This is a genomic window from Paraburkholderia saeva, from assembly GCF_907164555.1.
Lineage (GTDB): Bacteria > Pseudomonadota > Gammaproteobacteria > Burkholderiales > Burkholderiaceae > Paraburkholderia > Paraburkholderia saeva.
Map to the genome: position 1 here is coordinate 139,709 of NZ_CAJQZC010000007.1, position 23,108 is coordinate 162,816.

Here is a 23,108-nt window from a genome sequence, read left to right on the forward strand (position 1 = left end):
CCCTTGCTGACGCACGAGTCCAGATCCATGCAGAACAATTCCCAAGTCCTCGCTAGCGCGCTGGCGCATCATCAGGTTGGTCAGCTGGCCGAAGCGCGGGCGCTGTACGGACAGATTCTGCAGACCGAGCCAGGCAATCCGGACGCGCTGCATTTTCTGGGGCTGCTCGCGTGTCAGCTGGGTCAGCACGATGCAGGTATCGGACTGATGGAGAAGTCGATCGCGGCGCATCCGAACGCGATCTACTACAACAACATCGGCAACATGCTGGGCCAGAAGGACCGGCTCGCGGATGCAATCGAGGCCTATCGACGCGCGGTCGGGCTGAAGCAGGATTATCCCGAGGCGCACAACAACCTCGGCAACGCGCTGCGCGAAGCGAAGCAGCCGGAGGCGGCAATGGCGAGTTGCATGCTTGCCATTGCGCAGCGTCCGGGCTATGCGGAAGCGCACAACAATCTCGGCAACGCGCAGCAGGATATCGGCGAACTGGAAGCAGCCGCGGCGAGCTACAGAGAGGCGATCCGCCTTAACCCGGATTACGCGGAAGCGCACAACAACCTCGGCAACGTTCTGCGTGCACAGGACAAGATGGACGACGCGATCGCCAGTTATCGCGCGGCTGTGGCGCTTAAACCCGATCTGCGGATTGCACACCACAGTCTCGGTCTGCTGCTGAAAGCGCGGGGCGAGCCGGAGGAAGCGATCCGCAGCCTGCGCCACGCGCTCGACCCGAACGACGCCGATGCACACAACAGCATCGGCACCGTGCTGCGCGACATCGGCGATCTGGATGCGGCACTCACGCACTTCGATACTGCGATCGCGCTGCGGCCGGACTTCGCGGAAGCGCATTGCAACCGCGGCAGCGTGCTGCGGCGTCAAAGCCGGTTCGAGGAGTCGGTGGAAAACTGCATCCGCGCGATCGAACTCGCGCCGACACTCGCCGAGGCATACAACAGCCTTGGCATCGCGTACTACGGTCTCGACAGACTCGAAGCCGCGACGCTGAGCCACAAACACGCGATCGAACTCGACCCGAACAACGCGGACGCGTATCACAACCTCGGCGTCGTTCTGCTGAAGCACGACAAGCCGCACGAAGCGCTCGAAAGCTGCCACAAGGCGCTCGAACTCGCCGACGTCTCCGCGCCGATGTACATCAGCCTCGGCGATATCCTGCGCGCACTCGGCGATCTCGACGGCGCGATCGACGCCTACCTGAAGGCGCTGCCGCTCGACCCCGATCCGGTGCAGACGTACAACCGTCTGCTGTTCAGCCTTGCAGGCTCCGCGAAGTTCGATGCCGACGCCTATCTGAAGCATGCGCGCCGCTTCGGCGAATTAATGTCGATGGGCGTGAAGCCGTATGTCCATACGCCCTCGCATGATGGCTCGCGTCTACGCGTGGGCATTGTGTCGGGCGACCTGCGCGCGCACCCGGCGGGCATTTTCCTCGAGAGCGTGTTCCGCTACGTGAACCCCGCGCGCGTGGATCTGGTTGCTTACGCAACGTATACGCTCGAAGACGAAGTCACCGCGCGTCTCAAACCGCACTTCAGCGCGTGGCGTGTGCTCGATGGCCTGAAAACAGAAGAAGCGGCACGGGTGATCCGCGAGGACAGGATCGACGTGCTGGTCGACCTGTCCGGCCATACAGCGTACACAGGCCTGCCGATTTTCGCGTGGAAGCCGGCGCCGGTTCAGGTGAGCTACCTCGGCTTCTTTGCCTCGACGGGCAGCGAGTCGATCGACTACTTCCTCGGCGACCGGTACGTGCTGCCGCCTGGCGAAGAATCACAGTTCGTCGAAAAACCGTGGCGCCTGCCGGACAGCTATCTGTGCTTCACGCCGCCTGTCGACGATGTGAAGGTCGGCCCGCTGCCGATGCTCGCCAACGGCGGCGCGGTGACGTTCGGCTGCTTTGGCAAGCTGATGAAGGTGAGCGATGAGGTCGTCGCGCTGTGGTCGCGTCTGCTGCATGCGGTGCCGGGTTCGCAGCTCTTCCTGAAGTCGCATGGTCTCGACACGAAGGGCGCGCAACTCACCACGCACAGGCGCTTCGCAGCGCATGGCATCGACGCTTCGCGGTTGATTCTTGAAGGCGCATCGCTTCGCCCCGAATATCTCGCGACATACAACCGCGTCGATATCGTGCTGAGTCCATTCCCGTATCCGGGCGGCACGACGACGGCGGAAGCGTTGTGGATGGGCGTGCCGGTGCTGTGCATGAAGGGCGACCGCTTCCTCACGCACATCTGCGAAAGCCTGTTGCAGACCGCAGATCTCGCCGACTGGATCGCCGTCGACGAGGAAGACTATCTCGCCAAAGCCATCGCTTTTGCATCCGATCCGCAGAAGCTGGCGGCGATGCGCGCGGGGCTTCGCGAGCATGTGCTGGCGTCGCCGTTGTGCGACGCGCCGCGCTTTGCGAAGAATCTCGAGGACGCGTTTCACGGTATGTGGGCGCGACATGTCGAAAACACGAAGGAAGTTGCGCCTTATGCCGACTGAGTCAACTTTGCTTGACGGACCTTCACTACTCGAGACGGCCCTGGCGCACCACCGGGTAGGGCAGCTGGGCGAAGCCCGCGTGCTTTACGGACAGATTCTACAATCGGAGCCGGGTCATCCGGATGCACTGCATTTTCTCGGGCTGCTTGCCTGCCAGATGGGCCAGCACGATGCGGGTCTAGCGCTGATCGAGCAGTCGATTGACTCGCACCCGAACGGGATTTACTACAACAACTTCGGTAACATGCTGCGCGAGAAGGGCCGACTTGTCGAGGCGATAGAAGCCTACCGCCGCGCCGTGGCCCTCGACCCAGGCTACCCCGAAGCGCACAACAACCTTGGCAATGCGCTGCGCGAGGCGAACCAGCCTGACGCCGCGATGCGCAGTTGCGCGCAGGCGATCGCGTTGAATCCCGATTACGCCGAGGCCTACAACAACCTCGCCAATGCGCTGCAGGATCTCGGCGATCTCGAAGCAGCTTCGCAGAGCTACAGCAGGGCGATCGAATTACACCCCGATTACGCCGAAGCGCACAACAACCTCGGTAACGTGCTGCGCGCCCAGAACCTGCCCGACGCAGCGATAGCGAGTTACCGCCGGGCGGTTGCACTGAAACCAGGCTTGCGTACGGCGCACTTCAACCTCAGCGTGCTGCTCAACGCGAACGGGCAACAGGACGAGGCGATCCGCAGCCTGCGCACCTCGCTTGATCCCGACGATGCGAACGCGCACAACAACTTCGGCATCCTGCTGCGCGACATTTGTGATTTTGAAAGCGCGCTTACGCATTTCGACAAGGCGCTTGCGCTCAAGCCGGATTTTGCCGAGGCGCACTGCAATCGTGGCAACGCGTTGAGACGGCTGAACCGTTTTGAGGAAGCCGTGCATAGCAGCCTGCGTGCGCTCGAACTCGATCCGGCGCTGGCCGAGGCACATAACGTCCTCGGCAGCGCGTATTTGGGGTTGAGCCAGCATGAGACTGCCGTGTTGCACCTTCGGCGCGCCACTGAACTCGATCCCGCCAATAGCGACGCGCACCACCACCTGGCATGGGCTTACTTCGCACTGGGCGAACCGGGCGAAGCGATGGAGAGTTGTCGCGCGGCGTTGTTGCTGGCACCTGGCGATGCGCGCATGTTCCTCACGCTTGGCGATATCCTGCGTGGTCTTGGCGATCTCGTGGGCGGATCGGCAGCATACCGTCAGGCGCTCGAAATCAACCCGGGTCTTGAGGGCGCGCATCAAGGGCTGATCTTCAGTTCGGCAAGCGCGGCGTGCGAGCCACCTGAGACGTTGGTTCTTGATGCGCGCCGATATGGCGAATACGTCACGGGGCAAGTCCGGCAGTTTCAGCACACAACGCAACGGAACATGGGCCCTTTGCGAATCGGCTTCGTTTCTGGCGATCTGAGGGAGCACCCCGTCGCGGTGTTTCTGGAGAGCGTACTCGCTCAACTGGACCCGGCGCGCGTGGAACTGTTTGCTTATGCGACACACCCGGACGAAGACGCTATGACCGCACGTCTGAAGCCGCAATTTGCGCGCTGGTCCCAGGTGTCCGGTATGACCGACGAGACGATGGCCCACAGGATCTACGACGACGATATCCATATCCTGCTCGATCTCGCCGGCCACACTTCGCACAACCGGCTGGGCGTTTTCGCATGGAAGCCGGCACCTGTGCAGGCGAGCTGGCTCGGCTTCTTCGCAACAACCGGCGTCGAAGCGGTCGACTACATTCTCGGTGACCGTCACGTTCTGCGGCTCGGGGAAGAATCGCACTTCGTCGAAAAGCTGTGGCGCCTGCCGGATAGTTACCTCTGCTTCACGCCACCACAAACGGAAATTGCGGTGGGTCCGCTGCCGATGCTGGCCAATGGTGTCGTGACGTTTGGCTGCCTGAACAATATCGGCAAGATCGGCGATGAGGTTGTCGCCCTGTGGTCGCGCGTGCTGCATGCTGTGCCGGGCTCGCGTCTGCTTCTCAAGGCGTCGCAGCTCGATCAGGCGATTCTGCGCGGTGACGTTATCATGCGTTTCGCGAGACGCGGGATTGATGCGGCGCGTCTGATTCTGGCCGGACGAAGCAGTCGCGATGCGCATCTCAATGCGTTCAATCAAATCGACATCGCGCTCGATCCGTTTCCCTATCCTGGTGGCACAACAAGCGTCGAAGGACTCTGGATGGGCGTGCCGGTACTGACGCGACAGGGAGATCGCTTTCTGTCGCACGTCGGCGAAAGCATCGTGAATACGGCCGGGCTGCCGGACTGGGTCGCCCGCGATAACGACGACTACGTCGAGAAAGCCGTCGCATTCTCGTCCGATCCTGCGCGCCTCGCGTCGTTGCGTGCCGGTTTGCGGCAGCAGCTTGTGGCATCTCCACTTTGCGATGCGCCGCGTTTCGCGCGCAACCTCGAAGATGCATTCGAGGACATGTGGAATGCATTCGCAGCAACCGCGGTGGCAACGTGATGCGTTGCAAGCGGAGGAAGCCGAAAGGTATCCGTTGAACGGAAACGAAAAAAAAGCCGCATCGCTGCGGCTTTCTTAATATGACTTAAAGATCCCACATTTTGTCATGCGGTGTCCGTTGTGTTACCCCGTGTTTATTCTTTGCTGACCTGTGGTGGCTGATACTTTGGCTATTGCGTTACAGCATGCCCGTGCGGTGATACAGGCTGACCGACTCGATGCGTTTCAGCGCCGCGCCATGCTGGGCAGCGAGACGGTCATGGCCGTTGCGGATGTACTCCCTGATCGACGCGTCGATGCGCTGGATGGCGCGGATCGTTTCGAGTGCCTGCGGGGTTTGCGTCGGGCTCAGCGACATCAGGAGCGGAGAACGTTCTTCTGCCAGTGCAGACGCACGCACCCAGTCGTCTTCTGCCACGGCGGTTTCGATTGCCTGGGTCAATCCAAGCGCGCGGTTCAGCGTATCGTCTGTCATTCTTTCCGTCCTGATGATCCGTCTGGCGACTAGCTTTTGTTCATCGTGCCAGTGTTGTTCGCGCCGCCGAACAGCTGCGTGAGGTACGCCGTGTTGTTCTGCGTCTCCGCCATCAGCGTGTTCAACGCCGTGAACTGCGCGTTGTATTGGGCGGTCAGCGTGTTCTGATAGTCCGTCAGCGCCGTTGCCTGATCCGAAAGACTGGAGAGGTCGCTGTTCAACGACGCCGTACGCTGGTCGATCGTGCCGCTCGATTCGACGTACGTGTTCACGAACGTATTGAGCGTCTGGCCGATGCCGTTCGTCGTATTGAAAATACCCTGAATCGCAGGGCTGTTGGCGGTCACAGCTGAAGTGAGGGCAGCCTGGTCGACGGACATCGTGCCGTCCGGCTGCAGGTCGATACCGATCGACGAAAGGCTGAACGTGCTACCGCCCGTTGTCACGCCGCCGCTGATCAGGCTCGCGAGACCGTTGTTGATCGAGTTGAGCATCGAGTCGCCGAGCAGTGTGCCGGCCTGCCCACTCGTAGTGTCGTAGCCGGACAGCCCCGACGCTGTGGTGACGTAGTTGTTGTACGCCGTGACGAAGTTGGTGATCGCGGTCGTGGTTGCGGTCGGATTAGTTGCAACGGTCACAGTCTGCGGCGTGCCAACGGCAGCGGCCGTCAGGTTCAGCGTCACGCCCGTCAGTGCACCCGTAATGGTATTGCTGGCGCTTGTCGCGGCGTTGCCGTCGATGCTGAACGCTGCATCCTGAGCGGCTGTCACCGTCGTGTAGCCGGAAGAATTCAGTTTCGAATTCAGACCGCTGCCCGCCGTCACCGAGACGGTGTTTGCCGCACCCGTCGCCGTCGACTGGATGACCAGATGCTGTCCGTCCGTCGATGTGATGACCGATGCCGACACGCCCGGATTGCTCGACGACGTATTGATCTGGCTTGCGATGTCCGAGAGCGACATGCCCGACGTCACGTTGAGCGACATCGAACCCGTGCTGCCAAGACCGATGGTCAGCGTGCCGCTGCCGATCGTGTCACTGCTGGTGAACGCCTGCGAAGAAAGCTTGTTGGCCGTCGCGATTTGCGTCACGTTGACCGTGTAGTTGCCGGCGGTTGCGCCGGTGGTCGTCGTTGCCGAGATCGCGGTGCTGCTGGTGGTGGCCGAGACGGCCGACAACGTGGAGCCGTCTGCAAGCCCACTCAGCGAGGTCTGCAGTGCTGCCAGCGCCGACTTGATCGAACCGATGGCCGATATTTCCGCGTTATCGAGCGACTGCTTGTTCACAATCGTTGCGTTTTGACCCGCTGTTTTCGCGGTGACGAGTGCAGACACGAGCGAGTCGACATCGAGCGTCGACTTGGTCGAACCGCTGATGATGGACTGTGCCGCCGATGCAAGCAGACTGCTTACGTCGGTTGAAGATGAAGACGCCGTCGTGGTCATGCGGATGCTCCGTTCGTCGATGCGGAAAAAGTCAGATCAAAACTATCGGTTGATACGGCGCGTAGAAACGCGTTGTGGGAGGCATGCCCCCCACTGGTCCAGCCGGTATTCGTTGCGGGAGCCGCGTTCGGCTGCGGCTCCTGCAATGCGGCGTTGTACGGCACGCCGCCCTTCAGTCAGTCTTACTGGAGAAGCTTCAGAACTTGTTGCGGCTGCGAGTTTGCTTGAGCCAGCACCGAGATACCCGCTTGTTGCAGCACTTGAGCCTTCGACAGGTTCGCCGTTTCCGACGCGAAGTCTGCGTCGGTGATCTGCGAACGCGCTGCGCTCATGTTCGTCGCTTGCGTGGTCGTCGTCGTGATGGCGGCTGTCATCGTGTTTTGCGTTGCGCCGAGCGTTGCCTGGAAGGTATTGACGCTTGCCAGTGCCGTATCGATCAGGCCCATCGCCGTCTGTGCCAGCGCTGCCGTCGAGACGCTCAGTGCCGTCACGCCCAGACCCGTTGCATTCCACACCGTTGCGCCGAACGATGCCGTGATTTGCTGACCAGCGAATGCGCCGATCTGGAACGTCACGTTACCTGCGCCCGACAGGACTGCCTTGCCGTTGAACGTCGTTTGAGCTGCAACACGGGTAATTTCCGTGATACGCGCCTGCACTTCCGAGTCCAGGTTAGCGAGTGCCTTCGAATCCAGCGAGCCGTCGCCTGCTTCCACCGCCAGCTGACGGATACGTTGCAGGTTGTCGACCGTCGATTGCAGCGCGCCGTTGGTCGTTTGAACCATCGACACTGCGTTGTTCGCGTTTGCTGCGCCTTGGGTCAGCGCATTGATCGACGCCGTTTGCGACGTTGCAATTGCGTTACCTGCCGCATCATCAGCAGCCGTGTTCACGCGCTTGCCCGACGACAGACGGTTAATGGCCTGCGACAGAGCGCTTTGCGAGCCATTGAGGTTGTTCTGTGCAGTCAGCGACAGAATGTTGGTGTTGATATTCAGCATTTGTTTCCTCGTTTGGAAAACGCCATGTAATTAGGCTGGTTCGGGTTCGGCGTAGCGCGTTTGACGAGTGGCGCTGCCCGCCTTTCCTGGTTGTCGGCGGCACGCGAACAAAACTTTAGGGGCTGGAGATAAAAGAGGGTGGGAACGGGACCTCCGCCTGCTGGCCGAAAGCCCGGAGAGGGGCACCCTGTGCGGATCCGCGAGGCAGCGTATGCTTGTCGGTCCGGACGCATTTCCCCTGGGAGAAGTCATGCAAAAACGCAATATTGGGACGTCGCAGATACAGGTCGCACCACTGGTTTTCGGCGGAAACGTGTTCGGCTGGTCCGCCGACGAAGCCACTTCGTTCTCGATTCTCGACGCCTTCGTCGACGCCGGGCTCGACTTCATCGACACCGCCGACGTCTATTCAGCGTGGGTGCCGGGACACCAGGGCGGCGAGTCGGAAACGATCATTGGCAAGTGGCTGAAGCAGGGCGGGAAGCGCGACAGGATCGTGCTCGCGACCAAGGTGGGCATGCTCGGCGCGCGAAAAGGACTGTCGGGCGGCAACATCCAGGCGGCAGTCGAAGACTCGTTGCGCCGCCTTCAAACCGATTACATCGACGTGTATTTTTCGCATCTCGACGACTCGGACATGCCGCTTGCCGAGACACTCGGCGCCTACCAGCGCCTGATCGAGGCCGGCAAGGTGCGGGTGATCGGCGCGTCCAACTATAGCGGCGCGCGTATCGAAGAGGCGCTTGCGGTCGCGCAGCAGCACGGTTTGCCGAAGTATCAGCTGTTGCAGCCCGAGTACAACCTGTATGATCGCGCTCCGTACGAAACCGGGATCGAGCCCGTTGCGCTTGCGCACCGGCTGGGGGTCGTGACGTATTACAGCCTTGCGAGCGGCTTTCTGTCGGGCAAATACCGCTCGAAGGCGGACCTCGGGAAAAGCAGCGCCCGCGGCAGCCGGGTCGAGAAATACCTGGACGAACGCGGCCTCGGAATCCTGAAAGCGCTCGATGAAGTCGCCGGCGGGCACGACAGCACGCCCGCGACGGTTGCGCTTGCGTGGCTGATCGCGCGTCCGGGCGTGACGGCGCCGATTGCCAGCGCGACCTCGGTCGACCAGCTGAAAAGCCTGGTCGCGGCGGTCCACCTGAGGCTCACGGATGCCGATATCCGCCGGCTGAACGACGCAAGTGCCTGAGCGGATTCGTGAAAGTGGTGGTGGGCACGAGTTTTTCCTGATATCATCGGGAGTGAATTGAGATCTTTGCCTGTTTCGTGGTCGATTTGTGGTTGAACGTCGGCGGTGAACCGGGCATCAGACGCGGCGCTGCATATGCGTCTGCCCGCGTTCTCGCGGTGAACTCCCCACCTCTCTTTTCCGGCCTCCGTGGCCGCTTTGCCTCTCGTTTTCGTCCATGGTTTCGTTTGCCTGTTATTGGCCATGAATCGAAACGACCGGAGTGCCGGCGCGTGAGCGGGTTGCCGCCACGCAATTAACCGTATCAAGCGATTTAGTTAGGAATTACATGACGACGATTCTTCTGAAAGAAAACGAGCCGTTCGAAGTGGCGATCCGCCGCTTTCGTCGCGCAATCGAAAAGAATGGCCTGATCGCCGAGCTGCGTGAGCGCCAATCGTACGAAAAGCCGACGACGGCACGTAAGCGCAAGAAGGCCGCTGCTGTGAAGCGCCTGCACAAGCGCCTGCGCAGCCAGCAACTGCCGAAAAAGCTGCACTAAGCACGCTTTTTAGCACGGCCAGACGGCGGTGTAGTTTCGAAAGAAGCTACACCGCCGTTCTCATTTGGTCGCCCGGAAACGGTAAAGGGCGGTCACGCTCGGGTACGCCGCGGTATCGCGGCAGACGAGAGTGCGGGCGCCCGAGCGCTGAAATGCTTCCCCGATGTGGCGCCGTTCTGGCGTTACGCCGCGGACTTCACGCGTTCGGCAGACAGGCCGAACTGCCGCGCGATCGAGCGCAGACGCTCCTGCCATTCCCACGTACCGAACACGTCGTGTACGTTCTGGAGGCAGCTGAGCAATTCGACGGTCGTGGCGTCGTAGATGTTGATGCGCGCGCGTAGCAGCGCCTTCTTGAGCGCCGCCACGCCGACATCCATGTACAGCGGCACATCGCGCGGATCTTTTCCGATGTAACGGACCGGAATGCCTTCCATCGCCGTCATGTAGTCGCCCGGCTTGATGAAATTGCCAATGGGACAGCCACCGCAGTGACCCCGGTATGCGCCGCCGCCGCGTGGCAGTAGCGCCGCGCGTTTCTGGCCAAACAGGTGGCCGACGGCCTGGTCGAAAATCTCCTGATGAGTCAGGAAGTTCAGGCTTTTCATGGTGCTTCTCCTCTGCGCTGGGCGCAGCGGTCGTTTGTTATTTGAGAACCTGCGGTGTTCCTCACAGCTATAACGGCTGAAATCGGGAAATATGTATTGGATCAAACCCGCAGCGGGCAATTTTGCCGTATTACACAGGCTTTTGCCAGGCCGCGTGCCGTAAGGCTGCCGTTCCAGTACGCCCGACAGGACCAAGGCGAACGGCGCACGCTGACCGCGAGACCTGCCGAGACGCCCCGGCGTCCAGCGTCGGGCTTCCGAGGCAGGCAACCGCCGGCGCGTGAAATGGGAGCCGGCTACCCCGATTTCCGGTTGCGTCCCTTTTTGCCAAGTGCGGCACAAGCTGCCCGGCATGCACAGTTGCGCTCGTGGTCGTTCACCATGCCGACTGCCTGCATGAACGAATAGCAGATCGTGGTGCCGACGAACTTGCAACCCCACCCTTTGAGCGCCTTGCTCAGCGCGTCCGAAATGGCGGTCGAAGCGGGTGCGTCCTTATAGCTTGCCCAGTCGTTCTGGATGGGCGTCTGGTCGACGAATGACCACACGAAATTCGCCAGTGAACCGTGCTCGGCCTGAATCTTCTGGATCGCGCGTGCGTTGGTGACCGCCGATTCGAGCTTGCCCCGATGGCGGACGATGCTGGCGTCGAGCAGCAGTGCGTCAATCTGTTTTGGGGCGAAGCCGGCCACAGTGTCGATATCGAAATCGGCGAATGCACGGCGATACCCCGCCCGCTTGTTGAGAATCGTCGACCACGACAGACCAGCCTGCGCGCCCTCCAGCACCAGGAGCTCAAACAGGTGCCGATCGTCGCGCGAAGGCACGCCCCATTCAGTATCGTGATATTGCGCAAGCGCTTCGGTCGCCGCCCAGTTGCATCGTTGTGTCACTTTCACACTCCTGCATGTATGAGTTGCCCAACTCGTTGAATCCCGCGAGGCAAGAATAGCGGAATGGATACGCGCCGCCACCTGGCCGGATGGCAGATTGCCGGATCGAATTGAACCCGATAGTCTCTGCATCATCCTTTCTATTCGACTGTATTCGATGACTTCAGACCTTTACCTCATCGGTGTCGACGGCGGCGGCTCAGGCACCCGTCTCGTCCTTGGCGACATTCAAGGTGCCGAACTCGCGCAGGCCACCGGCGGGCCATCGGGTCTCGGCCTCGGCGTCGAGCGCGCGTGGCAGTCGATCGAAGCCGCCAGCCGCGATGCATTCACCGCAGCGGGACTCGAGCTGGACTGGTCGCGCTGCATCCTGGGTTGCGGGCTGGCAGGCGTGAATAATCGCGACTGGCTCGCAGCGTTCTATGATCACGCGCCAAAAGTGGCCGGGCTCGCGGTGGAGAGCGACGCCTACACGACGCTCCTCGGTGCGCACGGCGGCGCGCATGGCGTGGTGGTTGCGCTCGGTACGGGCAGCGTAGCCGCAGCGGCCGACGGCGACGGACCATGGCGAATTGCGAGCGGATTCGGCTTCCCGTCGGGCGATGAGGCGAGCGGCGCCTGGCTGGGCATGCGGGCCAGCGTCTATGCCCAGCAGGCGCTCGATGGCCGCGTGCCACACGATAACTTCGCGCAGGCATTGCTCGACCGCATCGGCGCGCAGGACCGCGACAGCCTGATCGTCTGGCTTTGTGCCGCCAATCAGACTGCGTATGCGAGCCTCGCGCCTGTCGTCCTGCAGCATCGTACGCATCCATTTGCCGCCCGGCTGCTTGCCGAAGCCGGAACCGAAATCGCGAAGATGATCGACGCCCTGGATCCGACGGGCACTTTGCCGGTGGCGTTGTGCGGCGGCCTCGGTGAGCCACTGCGGCCTTATGTGCCGGCTTCGTACCATGCGCGTCTGCGCGCGCCACTGGCCGATTCGGCGCACGGCGGGCTGCAGCTTGCAAGAGTCGAGGCGCGCCAGATCAACGCATAAATGGGCGACGGAGCGGGGCTGCGTGCCTGGGGCGTTAAAATACGCCCTTTGAAGCCGCGAGCCCCTCACGACATGTACAAAGTTATCGCCACCGATCTCGACGGAACCCTGCTCAACAGCGACCATCAGGTGGACCCGCTCACCGTCTCGACGGTGCGTGCGCTCGAAGCGCAGGGGCTTCACTTTGTCATCGCGACCGGGCGCCATTATTCCGACGTCGCCGGCATTCGCGACGTGCTGGGTATCAAACCGTATCTGGTCACGTCGAATGGCGCGCGGGTGCATGCACCTGACAACACGTTGATATACGCGCGGGATCTCGCGCCAGATATCGTGCGGCGCCTTGTCGAGCCGGAAATCGCTGGCGAGCATGGCCGTGTGATCGTCAATCTGTTCGCCGATCAGGAATGGCTGATTGACCGCGACTCGCCTGAATTGCTGCGTTATCACCAGGACTCGGGCTTCACGTACGAAGTGATGGACCTGCGCAAGCACTCCGGCAAGGACATCGCAAAGGTGCTGTATATCGGCGATCCGGCAGACCTCGCGCGCGTCTCGGAGAATCTCGAGCGCGAATTCGGCGAAGCGCTGTACGTGACCTATTCGTTGCCCGACTGCCTCGAGGTGATGGCCGCGAACGTATCGAAGGGCACCGCGTTACGGGTCGTGCTGGAGCGTCTGGGCATCGATACGGCACGCTGCGTGGCCTTCGGCGACAACATGAACGATATCGACCTGCTGGAAACGGCAGGCTATCCGTTCATGATGAATAACGCCAACCCGGACCTCATCCGGCGGCTGCCGGACGTGCCACGCATCGGCAATAACTTCGAGGCCGGCGTCGCCCATCATCTGCGCAAGCTGTTCGCGATGGACGACGAACTGACGTCCTGAGCATTGCAAACGCGACGCCAAAGCGGACCACGGCCAAAGGGAAGGTTAAATGGAAAGGCCTCTGCGAAGTCTCCGCAGAGGCCATGCACGACAGGCTGGATGGTTGAATGACCGTCAGCCGTCAGCCGTCAGCCGTCAGCCGTCAGCCGTCAGCCGCCCGTTGATCAGCCGTGCCAGCCGTAGCCGCGATCACCACGCGCGTCCCAGCCGCCACGGCCGCCCCGGTCGTAGTCCCGGTGATCCCAGCGATGCGAGTCGTGCCCTTGATCGCGCCAGCCTCCGCGGTCCCAACCCGGATGGTCATACACGGGCTGAGGTGCCGCGTAGACCGGCGCCGGTCGCACGTACACGGGTGCCGGAACGCCAAGCGAAAGACCGATGCTCAGATCCGTATGCGCTTCGGCAACGCCGCACACGCCAACCGCAAGACCCGCGGCAACCAGCAGATGAGTAACGATGCGCTTCATGTTGTTCTCCTGTCTCGCGACATGTTTGTCGCACAGGTTCAATCTACGCATCGCAGACCCCTCGTGCTGCGACGAGATGTTACGGAGTGAAAGTATCGATTCCGGGTTGCGGCCGTGCGTCCCGTGGCGCCCGATCGTTTGACCTGGGGCCGGCAAAAGCCTGAACATCCCGGCGCCACGGGGCTTTCCGGCTGGCCTTGGCCGGAACCGCATTTTCCTGACAGGTCAGCATATCCGGATATGTCCCCAGCAGGAGTAAGGCGCTCTTACACTTGTGGCATCTATTAATATCCGCCGCAGCCCCGCTCCCTTCTGAAAGCAGAAAACCGGGCGCGAAACGCCCGGTTTCGAACGACTCGAAGTGTGAAATATCGGGCCTCTCCGGCGACCCGATTCAGTTCAACGCTTCCACACTCCGCGTCGCCCCACGTTCCCGGGCGACAACTGGATAAACCAGGCCCGCCACAACCGCACCGAGTACCGGCGCGAGCCAGAACAACCACAACTGGTCGACTGCGCCGCCGCCCACGAACAGCGCGGGCCCCGTCGACCGTGCCGGATTGACCGAGGTGTTCGTCACCGGAATCGAAATCAGATGGATCAGCGTGAGGCACAGGCCAATCGCGAGCGGTGCAAATCCCGCCGGCGCGCGACGGTCGGTTGCCCCGAGAATCACGAAGAGGAAGAAGCCGGTCATCACCACTTCGCAGATGAATGCGGCGAGCATCGAGTAGTGCCCGGGTGAGCGTCCGTCATATCCATTGGTTGCAAAGCCGCTCGCCACCAGATCGAACCCGGGTTTGCCGCATGCGATCAACGAGAGCGCGAACGCCCCCAGTATTGCGCCGGCCACCTGCGCCACGATGTACGGCACGAGGTCGCGGGCCGGGAAGCGGCCGGCAACCGTCAACCCGACGCTGACGGCCGGGTTCAGATGGCACCCGGAGATATGCCCGATCGTGTACGCCATCGTCAGCACAGTGAGGCCGAACGCGAGTGAGACTCCCGCATAGCCAATGCCCAAACCCTGCTCGGGACCCGAGAGACTCGCGGCCAGGACGGCGCTGCCGCACCCTCCCAGCACAAGCCAGAACGTGCCGAACATTTCGGCGGCGACACGTCGCGACAATTGCATTTGCGTATTCCTTTAAAGACGACTGCTATTGCGGCATCGCAAAAATCGCAATGCGCGCTCCAGTCGCGGATTTTAGGCAAACGCACCTGACGACGCTGTCAAGAATTGTCAAATTCGACGAAATGGCGCCGATTATTTCGGGATAAAGATTCGCGCAATTAAACTCCGGTTGTGACTTAATAATTATCAGATGATTTCCGGATATATCCGTCTGCCCCGCATTGCGAATTTCGCTAATTACAGTTAATCTCCGATCGAATGACTGCCGCGATAAGGGAGAGACCAGAATGTCATCACAATACGCAGATCTCAAGGTTCAGATAGCGCGGCTTCAGGCGCAGGCCGAAGAGGCACGTCGCACGGAAGTCGTGAATGTGATTGCGGAGATCCGTCACAAGATTGTCGAATACGGGCTTACCGCGCAGGATCTTGGCTTTGCCGAGGCCGCCCGCCGTGGCCGCCCGCCGAGGAAAGCGCCGTTGCCGCCGCGCTATCAGGACCCTAAAACCGGCAGTACGTGGAGCGGGCGCGGCAAACCGCCAAAATGGATTGCCGGGAAAAACCGTGAGCGGTTTCTGATCGAACAGTAATTCAGCCGCGTAACCGAAAGCTTTTTGAAGGAAATTGTGTGCACTAAACCATTGCGTGATACGGTTGTTTGACACCAATAAAAAAGCCGCCTTTTCAGGCGGCTTTTTGTTGCCCGGGAAATGAATCGTACGATTCACGCGCTACGCAATCGATTCACGCAGACGATTCACCTCGAATTAGCGCGTCAGCAGATCGGTCAGCCCACCGCAACCCGGCGCAGCACCGGGCGGCGCGTGGCTTCCAGAAGCGTCGTATACCCGTCGACGTAGTTCTGCGCCATCGTCTCCGACGTGAAGCGGCGCTCGAACTGCGCGCGGATTTCGGTGCGCGAAAGCGCGTCGATACGCTGGAGCGCGGCAACCGCGCCCTGCACGTCTTCGCAGACGTAGCCGGTCACACCATGATCGATCACTTCGGGCACTGAGCCGCGGTTGAATGCGATCACCGGTGTGCCGCACGCCATCGACTCGATCATCACGAGCCCAAACGGCTCGGACCAGTCGATCGGGAACAGCAGCGCCTTCGCGCCGGAAAGGAACTCGGGCTTCTGGGCCTCGTTGATCTCCCCTACGAATTCCACGTGCGCCTGCGAGAGCAGCGGCTCAATCTCAGTCTTGAAGTACTCCTGGTCGGCTTTGTCCACCTTGGCAGCGATCTTCAGCGGCAGGCCGCTCTGGGCCGCGATCCTGATGGCTGTATCGACGCGCTTCTCCGGACAGATACGGCCGAGAAACGCCAGATATTCGGGCTTCCTGTGCGTCTGCGGCGTCAGCAGCTGTGCCGGCAGACCGTGGTAGATGGTGTTGAGCCAGTTCGCCTGCGGCAGCGGCTGGCGCTGCGAATCGGAAATCGATACGACGGGCACGTCCGAAAACGCGTCGAACACCGGCTGAAGCTCAGGCAGATCGAGGCGGCCGTGCAGCGTCGTGACAAACGGCGTGTCCATCGTCGAGAACAGCGGGAACGGTAGATAGTCGAGGTGAAAATGCAGCACGTCGAACTCATGGGCGACGCGGCGCACCTGTTCCATCATCAGCACGTGGGGCGCCATCGCGTCGCGCACGGTCGGATCGAGGCGCAGCGCACGCGGCCAGCAGGCTTCCAGATTTGCGGAGGTCACCGAATCGCCACTCGCAAAGAGCGTAACGTCATGACCGAGGTTCACGAGCGCCTCTGTGAGATAAGAGACAACGCGCTCGGTGCCGCCGTAAAATTTCGGCGGGACAGCCTCGTAAAGCGGCGCGATTTGTGCGATTCGCATGGGGTTCTCCTTGTTCAGACGGCTTCGTGCGACGTTGCTCGGATAAGCAGGCGAATGCCTGGTCGGACGGACTGCGCGGCGTCTTCTGGTCGCAACGCGAGGATTGCCCGAACTGGATCGGGTTATCCCTTAGAGCCATTATCGGGATTGGGCGCGCTAATTCGAGTTATTTTTCAAACGCTTAATGTTGTTACAGCGCGATACACGGGCTGTTACGGTTTCTCCAGATTGCCCGGAAAGCCCGATAAAACGGAGATGCGATGCTTTCCACGGCCGTGCCGCAAAGCAGCACGGCACCTTGTTCGGGTGCGCGGCACACGGCGCTGCGGGCTTGGGGCAAGGCTGCGAAATGTGGGATACGCCGGTTTTTAATTGTGCCTATAATCCCGGCCACCGCTTCTGGCGCGACATCCGATACGCCAGAAAATCCCCCGCCACATCCCCGAAAAGCGATCGGTTACAGATCGTGTAGGAAAAATTCCTACACGATTAATGGACATTTCCGTCAAAACAACGGGCGGTCTGTCCGATTTCCGAATGGTTGTGCTTTCGACACAATGCTGGCAATGACCATAAACGGGCCGGTCGTGCGTTATAGGCGCGCGCGATTGAGCAAACGTTTCCGCAACGGCCTGACCAGCCAGATCGAACCGGGGGAATCATGACTGCCACTAGCGAAATGCTCAGTGAGATCAGAGAAGTAAACCTGTCCTACCTCCTGCTGGCCCAACGTCTTCTCCGTGAGGACAAACCCATGGGTATGTTCCGTATGGGTATCTCGGACCAGCTCGCTGATGTTCTCGCCAACCTCTCGCTTGCACAGACCGTCAAGCTGGCCGCTTCGAACCAGGTGCTTTGCCGCTTCCGGTTCGACGACCACGCAATTCTTTCGTCCCTCGCTGAAAAAGGCAAACAGGGCGTCGTTGCCCAGGCCCATTCGGCGATCCTGATGGCGAGCCAGCCGACCGAGCAGATCGGTTGAGGCGCACGCTGCAGTCCCTTGCGGTCGGCCATCCGGCCGGCCGGAGCTGGCACGGACGACAGAACGAGGGCGGATGGCAACGAAAAGCGTGATGACGGAAGTCAGGGAAATCACCCTGGCAATCGAACTGATCGAACTTGGGGCACGGTTGCAACTCCTCGAGGCGGAAACCAGCCTCTCGCGCGACCGGCTGATCAGGCTCTACAAGGAACTGAAGGGCGTCTCGCCGCCCAAGGGCATGCTGCCTTTCTCGACAGACTGGTTCATGACCTGGCAGCCGAATATCCATTCGTCACTGTTCTTCAATATTTACCGGTTCATCAACCTGCAGGGTGGGTGCGATCCGATCCAGTCGATCGTGAAAAGCTACCGGCTCTATATGGAACACGTCCAGTTGCAGCAGGACGAGCCCGTGTTGAGTCTCACGCGCGCGTGGACGCTGGTGCGCTTCTTCGACTCCGGCATGCTCCAGATGACGGCCTGCACGCGCTGCGGCGGACATTTTGTCGCGCATGCGCATGATCCGCAGCAGGGTTTCGTCTGCGGACTGTGCCAGCCGCCTTCGCGGGCCGGCAAGACGCGCAAGGCCGCCGAGGCAAAAGCCCGTCCGGCCGACCCTTCGATTCTCGCCGCCTGAGCGGGAACCGCCGCGAGAAAGGCCGGCGCACGCAGGGCCGTCCAGCGCGGCGGCCGGCGCATAAACCGGCGCTTCGCACGGCCGGCTGGCCGAGCCGGCCTGCGGCAAGCTGCATACGACGGCAGCGCGCGGCCTGCGGCGGATGTCCGATCGGCGCGTATCCCCGAGCCCATCTGGTTTACACCGGGTGGGCGGGTCCCTTTTCCCCCAAAGTTTTCTGTCCGCGTGCCGTAAACCAGTTTAACGACGGTCTCCGTCGCTTCTTTGTGAGGGCTCGGCAGTGTTGATTTTCGTGGGAACACTCGTAACGCTGTTGTCCGTCTTCGGCGGCTATGCGCTGGAAGGTGGCCATCTTGGCGCGCTGTTGCAGCCCGTCGAAGTGCTGATGATTGCGGGAGCGGGGCTTGGTGCGTTCATTCTCGGTAACGGGATGAAGACGATCAAGGCCACGGTTCGCGTGATACCGACGCTCTTCAAAGGTGCCAAATACAACAAGGACGTCTACATGGAGCTGATGGCGCTCCTGTACGTGCTGCTCGCGAAAGCGCGCAAGGAAGGCACGCTGACGCTCGAAGCCGATATCGACGATCCGCAGAAAAGCCCGATCTTCACGCAGTACCCGAAGATCCTGGCGGATCACCACATCGTCGAGTTCCTCACCGACTACCTGCGGTTGATGGTGGGCGGCAACATGAACGCCTTCGAAATCGAAAGCCTCATGGACGAGGAAATCGAAACCCACCATCACGAAGGCGAGGCTCCGGCCCACGCGCTGATGAAGGTCGGCGATGCGATGCCGGCGTTCGGGATTGTCGCGGCAGTGATGGGCGTGGTGCACACGATGGCGTCCGCGGACAAGCCGCCCGCGATTCTCGGCGAGATGATCGCCCAGGCGCTGGTCGGCACCTTCCTCGGGATTCTGCTGTCGTACGGGCTCATCGGGCCGCTCGCGAGCGTGGCTGAACAGCGCGTGACCGAGTCGACCAAGATGTTCCAGTGCATCAAGGTGACGATTCTCGCCAGCCTGAACGGCTATGCGCCGGCGATCGCCGTCGAGTTCGGCCGCAAGGTGCTCTTCTCGACCGAACGCCCGTCGTTCACCGAGCTGGAAGAGCACGTGCGCCGCGTCAAGGCGAAATAAGGCGACGGCCGGGGACTGGGAATGAGCAAGGATAAGGACCGCGCAATCGTCGTCAAGCGTTCGGCGCCGAGGAAGTCCGGCCATCACGGCGGCGCCTGGAAGCTGGCATACGCCGACTTCATGACCGCGATGATGGCGTTCTTCCTGTTGATGTGGCTGCTGAGCTCGGCATCGACAACGCAGCTGCGCGGCATTGCCGAGTACTTCAACCAGCCGCTCAAGGTTTCGTTGCTGGGCGGCGATCGCAGTGCCGAAGACTCGAGCATCCTGAAAGGCGGCGGTCGCGACATCTCGACCGACCAGCAGGGCATTACCCGTCAGAGTGACGGTTCGATGGCACGTGCCGAGAAGACCGCCGCCCACAACGACGACGACGCGGCCAATCAAACCCAGGGATCGCTCGAGCGCCGCGAGCAGGTTCGTCTGCATGACCTGCAGGTGAAGCTGATGGCGGCGATCGAGGCCAACCCGGTGCTGCGCCAGTTCAAGCAGCAGATCCGCATCGATTCGACGCTGACGGGCCTGCGCATCGAGATCGTCGATTCGCAGAAGCGGCCGATGTTCGCCACGGCGCGCGACATCGTCGAGCCGTACATGCGCGACATCCTGCGCGAGATCGGCAAGACGCTGAACGACGTGCCGAACCGCATCGTCGTGCAGGGCCACACCGACGCCGTGCAGTATGCCGGCGGCGAGAAGGGCTACAGCAACTGGGAGCTCTCGGCGGACCGCGCGAACGCGTCGCGGCGCGAACTGATCTCCGGTGGCATGGATGAAGCGAAGGTGCTGCGCGTGCTCGGTCTTGCGTCGACGCAGAACCTGAACAAGGCCGACCCGCTCGATCCGGAAAACCGTCGTATCAGCATCATCGTGCTCAACCGCAAGTCGGAAGAAGCGCTGATGCGGGACGACACCACGACGACGACGCTGTCGTCGGATGCAGCGGGCTCGGCGAAGCAGCCGCTGCTCGAAAAGATTTCGCAGCCGGTAACGGTTGCACCCAGAACGGCGCCGGCAGCGGCGACGCAGTAACGAAGGAACAGGCGGTTGTCTGGCCGGCAGAAGCGCCGGGGCGGCGCGGCAGGCCGGACAGCCCACAGTGAGCGCAGTGAGGATTTCATGATCAGGCACATTCTGGCCATCGACGACTCGGCAGCGATGCGGGAGATTCTCTCGGCGACGCTGACGGCGGCCGGCTATCAGGTGACGCTCGCGGCAGACGGCGAGGCAGGGCTGGAGAACGCGCTGGCAATGCCGTTCGACCTCGTGCTGACGGACCAGCACATGCCCGGCCGCACGGGCCTCGATCTGATCGCCGCGCTGCGCGACAACCCGGCGTATCAGGCGACGCCCATTCTTGTGCTGACGACCGAATCCGGCGACGCATTCAAGGCGGCGGCGCGCGATGCGGGCGCGACCGGCTGGATCGAAAAGCCGCTCGACCCCGACATGCTGACGGAGCTGGTCGCGGCGCTCGCCGAACCTGGCGTTGTCTGAGCGGCGACGGACGAAGCGAAACAAGACACAGCCCAGCCCAGACAGGATCTCTCGCGGTGACCCAGGCATGACACTCGACATCACTCAGTTCTACCAGACGTTTTTCGATGAAGCGGACGAACTGCTCGCGCAGATGGAGCAGCTGCTGCTCAATCTCGACATCGGCCATCCCGATCCGGAAGACCTCGCGGCGATTTTCCGCGCGGCGCACTCGATCAAGGGCGGCGCGGCGACCTTCGGCTTTACCGCACTGACCGAAACGACGCACATTCTCGAATCGCTGCTCGACCGCGCACGCAATAACGAACTCGTGCTGCGCAAGGACATGATCGATACGTTCCTCGAAACGAAGGACGTGCTCTCGGGTCAGCTCGCCGATTACCGTGCGAGCACTGAACCGGACGCGACGATCGCGAAGGCGATCCAGGCGCGCCTCGATTTTCTCTACAACGAAAGCCGCGGTATGGCAGCAGCGCCTGCCGCCACAGCCGCGCCCGCACCGGCCGCAGCAACACCCGCTGTGCGGGCGCCGGAGCACGTGGTTGAGCAGGCTGTGCAGGAAGTCGGCGAGAAGGCGGCCGGCGCGACGGCGGCGTCCGCCGCAGCGGGCGCGGGCAATGCGGGCGGACCGCATCTGAAGATTACGCTACGGGGAGTAGGTGAGAAGGACCAGGAACTGCTGACAGAAGAACTCGGCAACCTGGGGCATATCGTCGGACAGGTGAAGACAGGCAGCGATCTGACGCTGTGGCTCGAATCCGATGTGTCGTCCGACGACATCATCGCCGTGTGCTGTTTCGTGATTGACGACAGTCAGATCGAAATCGGCCGTGGCGCAGCGCCGGTGGACGAGTCGCAGGAGGGCGAACCTGGAGCGCCCGAACCTGAAGCCCAGAGCCCGGCGCACGCAGACAGCGTGACGGATGGAGGCGCGGGGGCGCCGACCGCCGCCGCGCCGGCTGCGGCAGTCGACGCGCATCCCGCGGAAGCGGCGAGCGCGTCTGTCGCGCCCGCGGCAGGAGCCGTTGCACCGGCCCCTGCCGCGCAGGGCAGCGCTGCGGCTGGCGGTACGGAAGCCGAGCGCAAGGGCGCCGCCCGCCCGGCGGCCGCCAACGCCGCGGAAGGCAGTTCGATCCGCGTCGGCGTCGAAAAAGTAGACCAGCTGATCAACCTCGTCGGTGAACTGGTGATCACGCAGGCCATGCTGGCAGAAACCACCAGCACCTTCGACCCGGCGTTGCACGACCGCCTCTTCAATGGCATGGCGCAGCTCGAGCGCAACGCGCGCGACCTGCAGGAAGCGGTGATGTCGATCCGCATGATGCCGATGGATTACGTCTTCAGCCGCTTCCCGCGTCTCGTGCGCGATCTCGCGGCGAAACTCGGCAAGGAAGTGGAACTCGTCACCTTCGGTCAGGCGACCGAACTCGACAAGAGCCTCATCGAACGCATCATCGATCCGCTGACCCACCTCGTGCGCAACAGTCTCGATCACGGCATCGAAACGGTGGAAGCGCGTCGCGCGGCGGGCAAGGATTCGACCGGGCAGCTCGTGCTGTCGGCCGCGCATCACGGCGGCAACATCGTGATCGAAGTCAGCGACGACGGCGCCGGCCTGCGTCGCGACAAGATTCTCGCAAAGGCAGCGAAGCAGGGCATGCAGGTCAGCGAAACCATGACCGACGAAGAGGTCTGGAACCTGATTTTCCTGCCGGGCTTCTCGACCGCCGAGCAGGTCACCGACGTCTCGGGCCGCGGTGTCGGTATGGACGTGGTGAAACGGAACATCCAGTCGATGGGCGGTCACGTCGAAATCACATCGCACGCGGGCAAGGGCAGCACGACACGCATCGTGTTGCCGCTCACGCTGGCGATCCTGGACGGCATGTCGGTGAAGGTGGGCAGCGAGATCTTTATTCTGCCGCTCAACTTCGTAATGGAGTCGCTCCAGCCGCAGGCCGAAGATATTTACAGCGTCGCCGCCGGCGAACGCGTGGTGCGCGTGCGTGGCGAATATCTGCCGCTCGTCGCGCTTCACGAAGTGTTCTCGGTGGAAGACGCGAAGGTCGACCCGACGCAGGGCATCGTCACGATCATGCAGACCGAAGGCAGGCGCTTCGCGATGCTGATCGACGAACTGGTCGGCCAGCAGCAGGTTGTGGTGAAGAACCTCGAAACGAATTACCGCAAGGTGCACGGCATTTCTGCCGCAACCATTCTCGGCGACGGCAGTGTCGCGCTGATTGTGGACGTCGCGGCACTGAACCGCGAAAACCGTGCAGCGCACGGCGCCCTGAACACTCTTTCCTAACCTAT

21 protein-coding genes are annotated in these 23,108 nt (G+C 61.9%); 13 read left to right on the top strand and 8 right to left on the bottom strand.

Annotated features, from left to right (window positions below; genetic code table 11):
* Positions 1-27 precede the first annotated feature (27 nt).
* Both LPA36_RS19180 and LPA36_RS19185 read left to right on the top strand, forming a co-directional pair.
* Positions 28-2,514 (top strand): tetratricopeptide repeat protein, encoded by a 2,487-nt coding sequence (locus LPA36_RS19180; protein ID WP_228880036.1) that lies wholly within the window; start codon positions 28-30, stop codon positions 2,512-2,514.
* A gap of 7 nt (positions 2,515-2,521) precedes the next feature.
* Positions 2,522-4,990, top strand: a complete 2,469-nt coding sequence (locus LPA36_RS19185; protein ID WP_228880038.1) for a tetratricopeptide repeat protein — start codon at positions 2,522-2,524, stop codon at positions 4,988-4,990.
* Between the two features lie 178 nt (positions 4,991-5,168).
* Here LPA36_RS19185 and fliT read toward each other — a convergent pair whose 3' ends face one another.
* The 3 genes from fliT to LPA36_RS19200 all read right to left on the bottom strand — a co-directional run bounded on the left by fliT (position 5,169) and on the right by LPA36_RS19200 (position 7,911).
* Positions 5,169-5,465: a flagellar protein FliT gene (gene fliT, locus LPA36_RS19190; RefSeq protein ID WP_228880039.1), complete on the bottom strand. Its 297-nt coding sequence runs from the start codon at positions 5,463-5,465 to the stop codon at positions 5,169-5,171.
* Positions 5,466-5,494: 29 nt separating this feature from the next.
* Entirely contained in the window at positions 5,495-6,910 is a 1,416-nt protein-coding gene (gene fliD, locus LPA36_RS19195) for a flagellar filament capping protein FliD (protein WP_228880041.1), read from the bottom strand.
* A gap of 182 nt (positions 6,911-7,092) precedes the next feature.
* Complete coding sequence (locus LPA36_RS19200; RefSeq protein ID WP_228880043.1) at positions 7,093-7,911, bottom strand: flagellin domain-containing protein; 819 nt, start codon at positions 7,909-7,911, stop codon at positions 7,093-7,095.
* A gap of 250 nt (positions 7,912-8,161) precedes the next feature.
* Between LPA36_RS19200 and LPA36_RS19205 the strand changes: the two genes are divergently transcribed.
* Together LPA36_RS19205 and rpsU are read left to right on the top strand one after the other, a co-directional pair.
* Entirely contained in the window at positions 8,162-9,106 is a 945-nt protein-coding gene (locus LPA36_RS19205; protein ID WP_228880045.1) for an aldo/keto reductase, read from the top strand.
* Between the two features lie 328 nt (positions 9,107-9,434).
* Positions 9,435-9,647: a 30S ribosomal protein S21 gene (gene rpsU, locus LPA36_RS19210; protein ID WP_074262890.1), complete on the top strand. Its 213-nt coding sequence runs from the start codon at positions 9,435-9,437 to the stop codon at positions 9,645-9,647.
* Between the two features lie 182 nt (positions 9,648-9,829).
* On the opposite strand, the gene LPA36_RS19215 is transcribed toward rpsU, so the two are convergent.
* Together LPA36_RS19215 and LPA36_RS19220 are read right to left on the bottom strand one after the other, a co-directional pair.
* Complete coding sequence (locus LPA36_RS19215; RefSeq protein ID WP_228880054.1) at positions 9,830-10,255, bottom strand: hypothetical protein; 426 nt, start codon at positions 10,253-10,255, stop codon at positions 9,830-9,832.
* A gap of 296 nt (positions 10,256-10,551) precedes the next feature.
* On the bottom strand, positions 10,552-11,148 hold the full coding sequence (locus LPA36_RS19220; protein WP_228880057.1) for a DNA-3-methyladenine glycosylase I: 597 nt from the start codon (positions 11,146-11,148) through the stop codon (positions 10,552-10,554).
* A gap of 157 nt (positions 11,149-11,305) precedes the next feature.
* On the opposite strand from LPA36_RS19220, the gene LPA36_RS19225 reads away from it, so the two are divergent.
* Positions 11,306-12,187 (top strand): BadF/BadG/BcrA/BcrD ATPase family protein, encoded by an 882-nt coding sequence (locus tag LPA36_RS19225; RefSeq protein ID WP_228880058.1) that lies wholly within the window; start codon positions 11,306-11,308, stop codon positions 12,185-12,187.
* Between the two features lie 72 nt (positions 12,188-12,259).
* Entirely contained in the window at positions 12,260-13,081 is an 822-nt protein-coding gene (locus LPA36_RS19230) for a Cof-type HAD-IIB family hydrolase (RefSeq protein ID WP_228880062.1), read from the top strand.
* Positions 13,082-13,245: 164 nt separating this feature from the next.
* Here LPA36_RS19230 and LPA36_RS19235 read toward each other — a convergent pair whose 3' ends face one another.
* Both LPA36_RS19235 and aqpZ read right to left on the bottom strand, forming a co-directional pair.
* A complete protein-coding gene (locus LPA36_RS19235; RefSeq protein ID WP_228880065.1) occupies positions 13,246-13,548 on the bottom strand; it encodes a PXPV repeat protein in 303 nt (100 codons plus the stop codon).
* Positions 13,549-13,942: 394 nt separating this feature from the next.
* Entirely contained in the window at positions 13,943-14,683 is a 741-nt protein-coding gene (aqpZ, locus tag LPA36_RS19240) for an aquaporin Z (protein WP_228880066.1), read from the bottom strand.
* A 287-nt stretch (positions 14,684-14,970) separates the two neighbouring features.
* Here aqpZ and LPA36_RS19245 point away from each other — a divergent pair, with 287 nt between their 5' ends.
* Positions 14,971-15,273 carry an H-NS histone family protein gene (locus LPA36_RS19245; RefSeq protein WP_090535148.1) on the top strand — a complete coding sequence of 101 codons (303 nt, stop codon included), beginning with the start codon at positions 14,971-14,973 and terminating at the stop codon, positions 15,271-15,273.
* A gap of 197 nt (positions 15,274-15,470) precedes the next feature.
* On the opposite strand, the gene LPA36_RS19250 is transcribed toward LPA36_RS19245, so the two are convergent.
* Positions 15,471-16,535: a glycosyltransferase family 4 protein gene (locus LPA36_RS19250; protein WP_228880069.1), complete on the bottom strand. Its 1,065-nt coding sequence runs from the start codon at positions 16,533-16,535 to the stop codon at positions 15,471-15,473.
* Positions 16,536-17,196: 661 nt separating this feature from the next.
* Here LPA36_RS19250 and flhD point away from each other — a divergent pair.
* The 6 genes from flhD (at position 17,197) to cheA (ending at position 23,103) form a co-directional block, all read left to right on the top strand.
* Complete coding sequence (gene flhD, locus LPA36_RS19255; RefSeq protein WP_228880071.1) at positions 17,197-17,517, top strand: flagellar transcriptional regulator FlhD; 321 nt, start codon at positions 17,197-17,199, stop codon at positions 17,515-17,517.
* Between the two features lie 73 nt (positions 17,518-17,590).
* Entirely contained in the window at positions 17,591-18,154 is a 564-nt protein-coding gene (flhC, locus tag LPA36_RS19260) for a flagellar transcriptional regulator FlhC (protein WP_228880076.1), read from the top strand.
* A 280-nt stretch (positions 18,155-18,434) separates the two neighbouring features.
* Complete coding sequence (gene motA / locus LPA36_RS19265; RefSeq protein WP_228880079.1) at positions 18,435-19,295, top strand: flagellar motor stator protein MotA; 861 nt, start codon at positions 18,435-18,437, stop codon at positions 19,293-19,295.
* A gap of 21 nt (positions 19,296-19,316) precedes the next feature.
* A complete protein-coding gene (motB, locus tag LPA36_RS19270) occupies positions 19,317-20,327 on the top strand; it encodes a flagellar motor protein MotB (RefSeq protein ID WP_228880081.1) in 1,011 nt (336 codons plus the stop codon).
* A gap of 87 nt (positions 20,328-20,414) precedes the next feature.
* The gene (locus tag LPA36_RS19275; protein ID WP_228880083.1) at positions 20,415-20,792 is read left to right on the top strand and encodes a response regulator; all 378 of its coding nucleotides are present in this window, start codon (positions 20,415-20,417) and stop codon (positions 20,790-20,792) included.
* A 67-nt stretch (positions 20,793-20,859) separates the two neighbouring features.
* Positions 20,860-23,103, top strand: a complete 2,244-nt coding sequence (gene cheA / locus LPA36_RS19280) for a chemotaxis protein CheA (protein ID WP_228880085.1) — start codon at positions 20,860-20,862, stop codon at positions 23,101-23,103.
* The last annotated feature ends 5 nt before the right edge of the window (positions 23,104-23,108 follow it).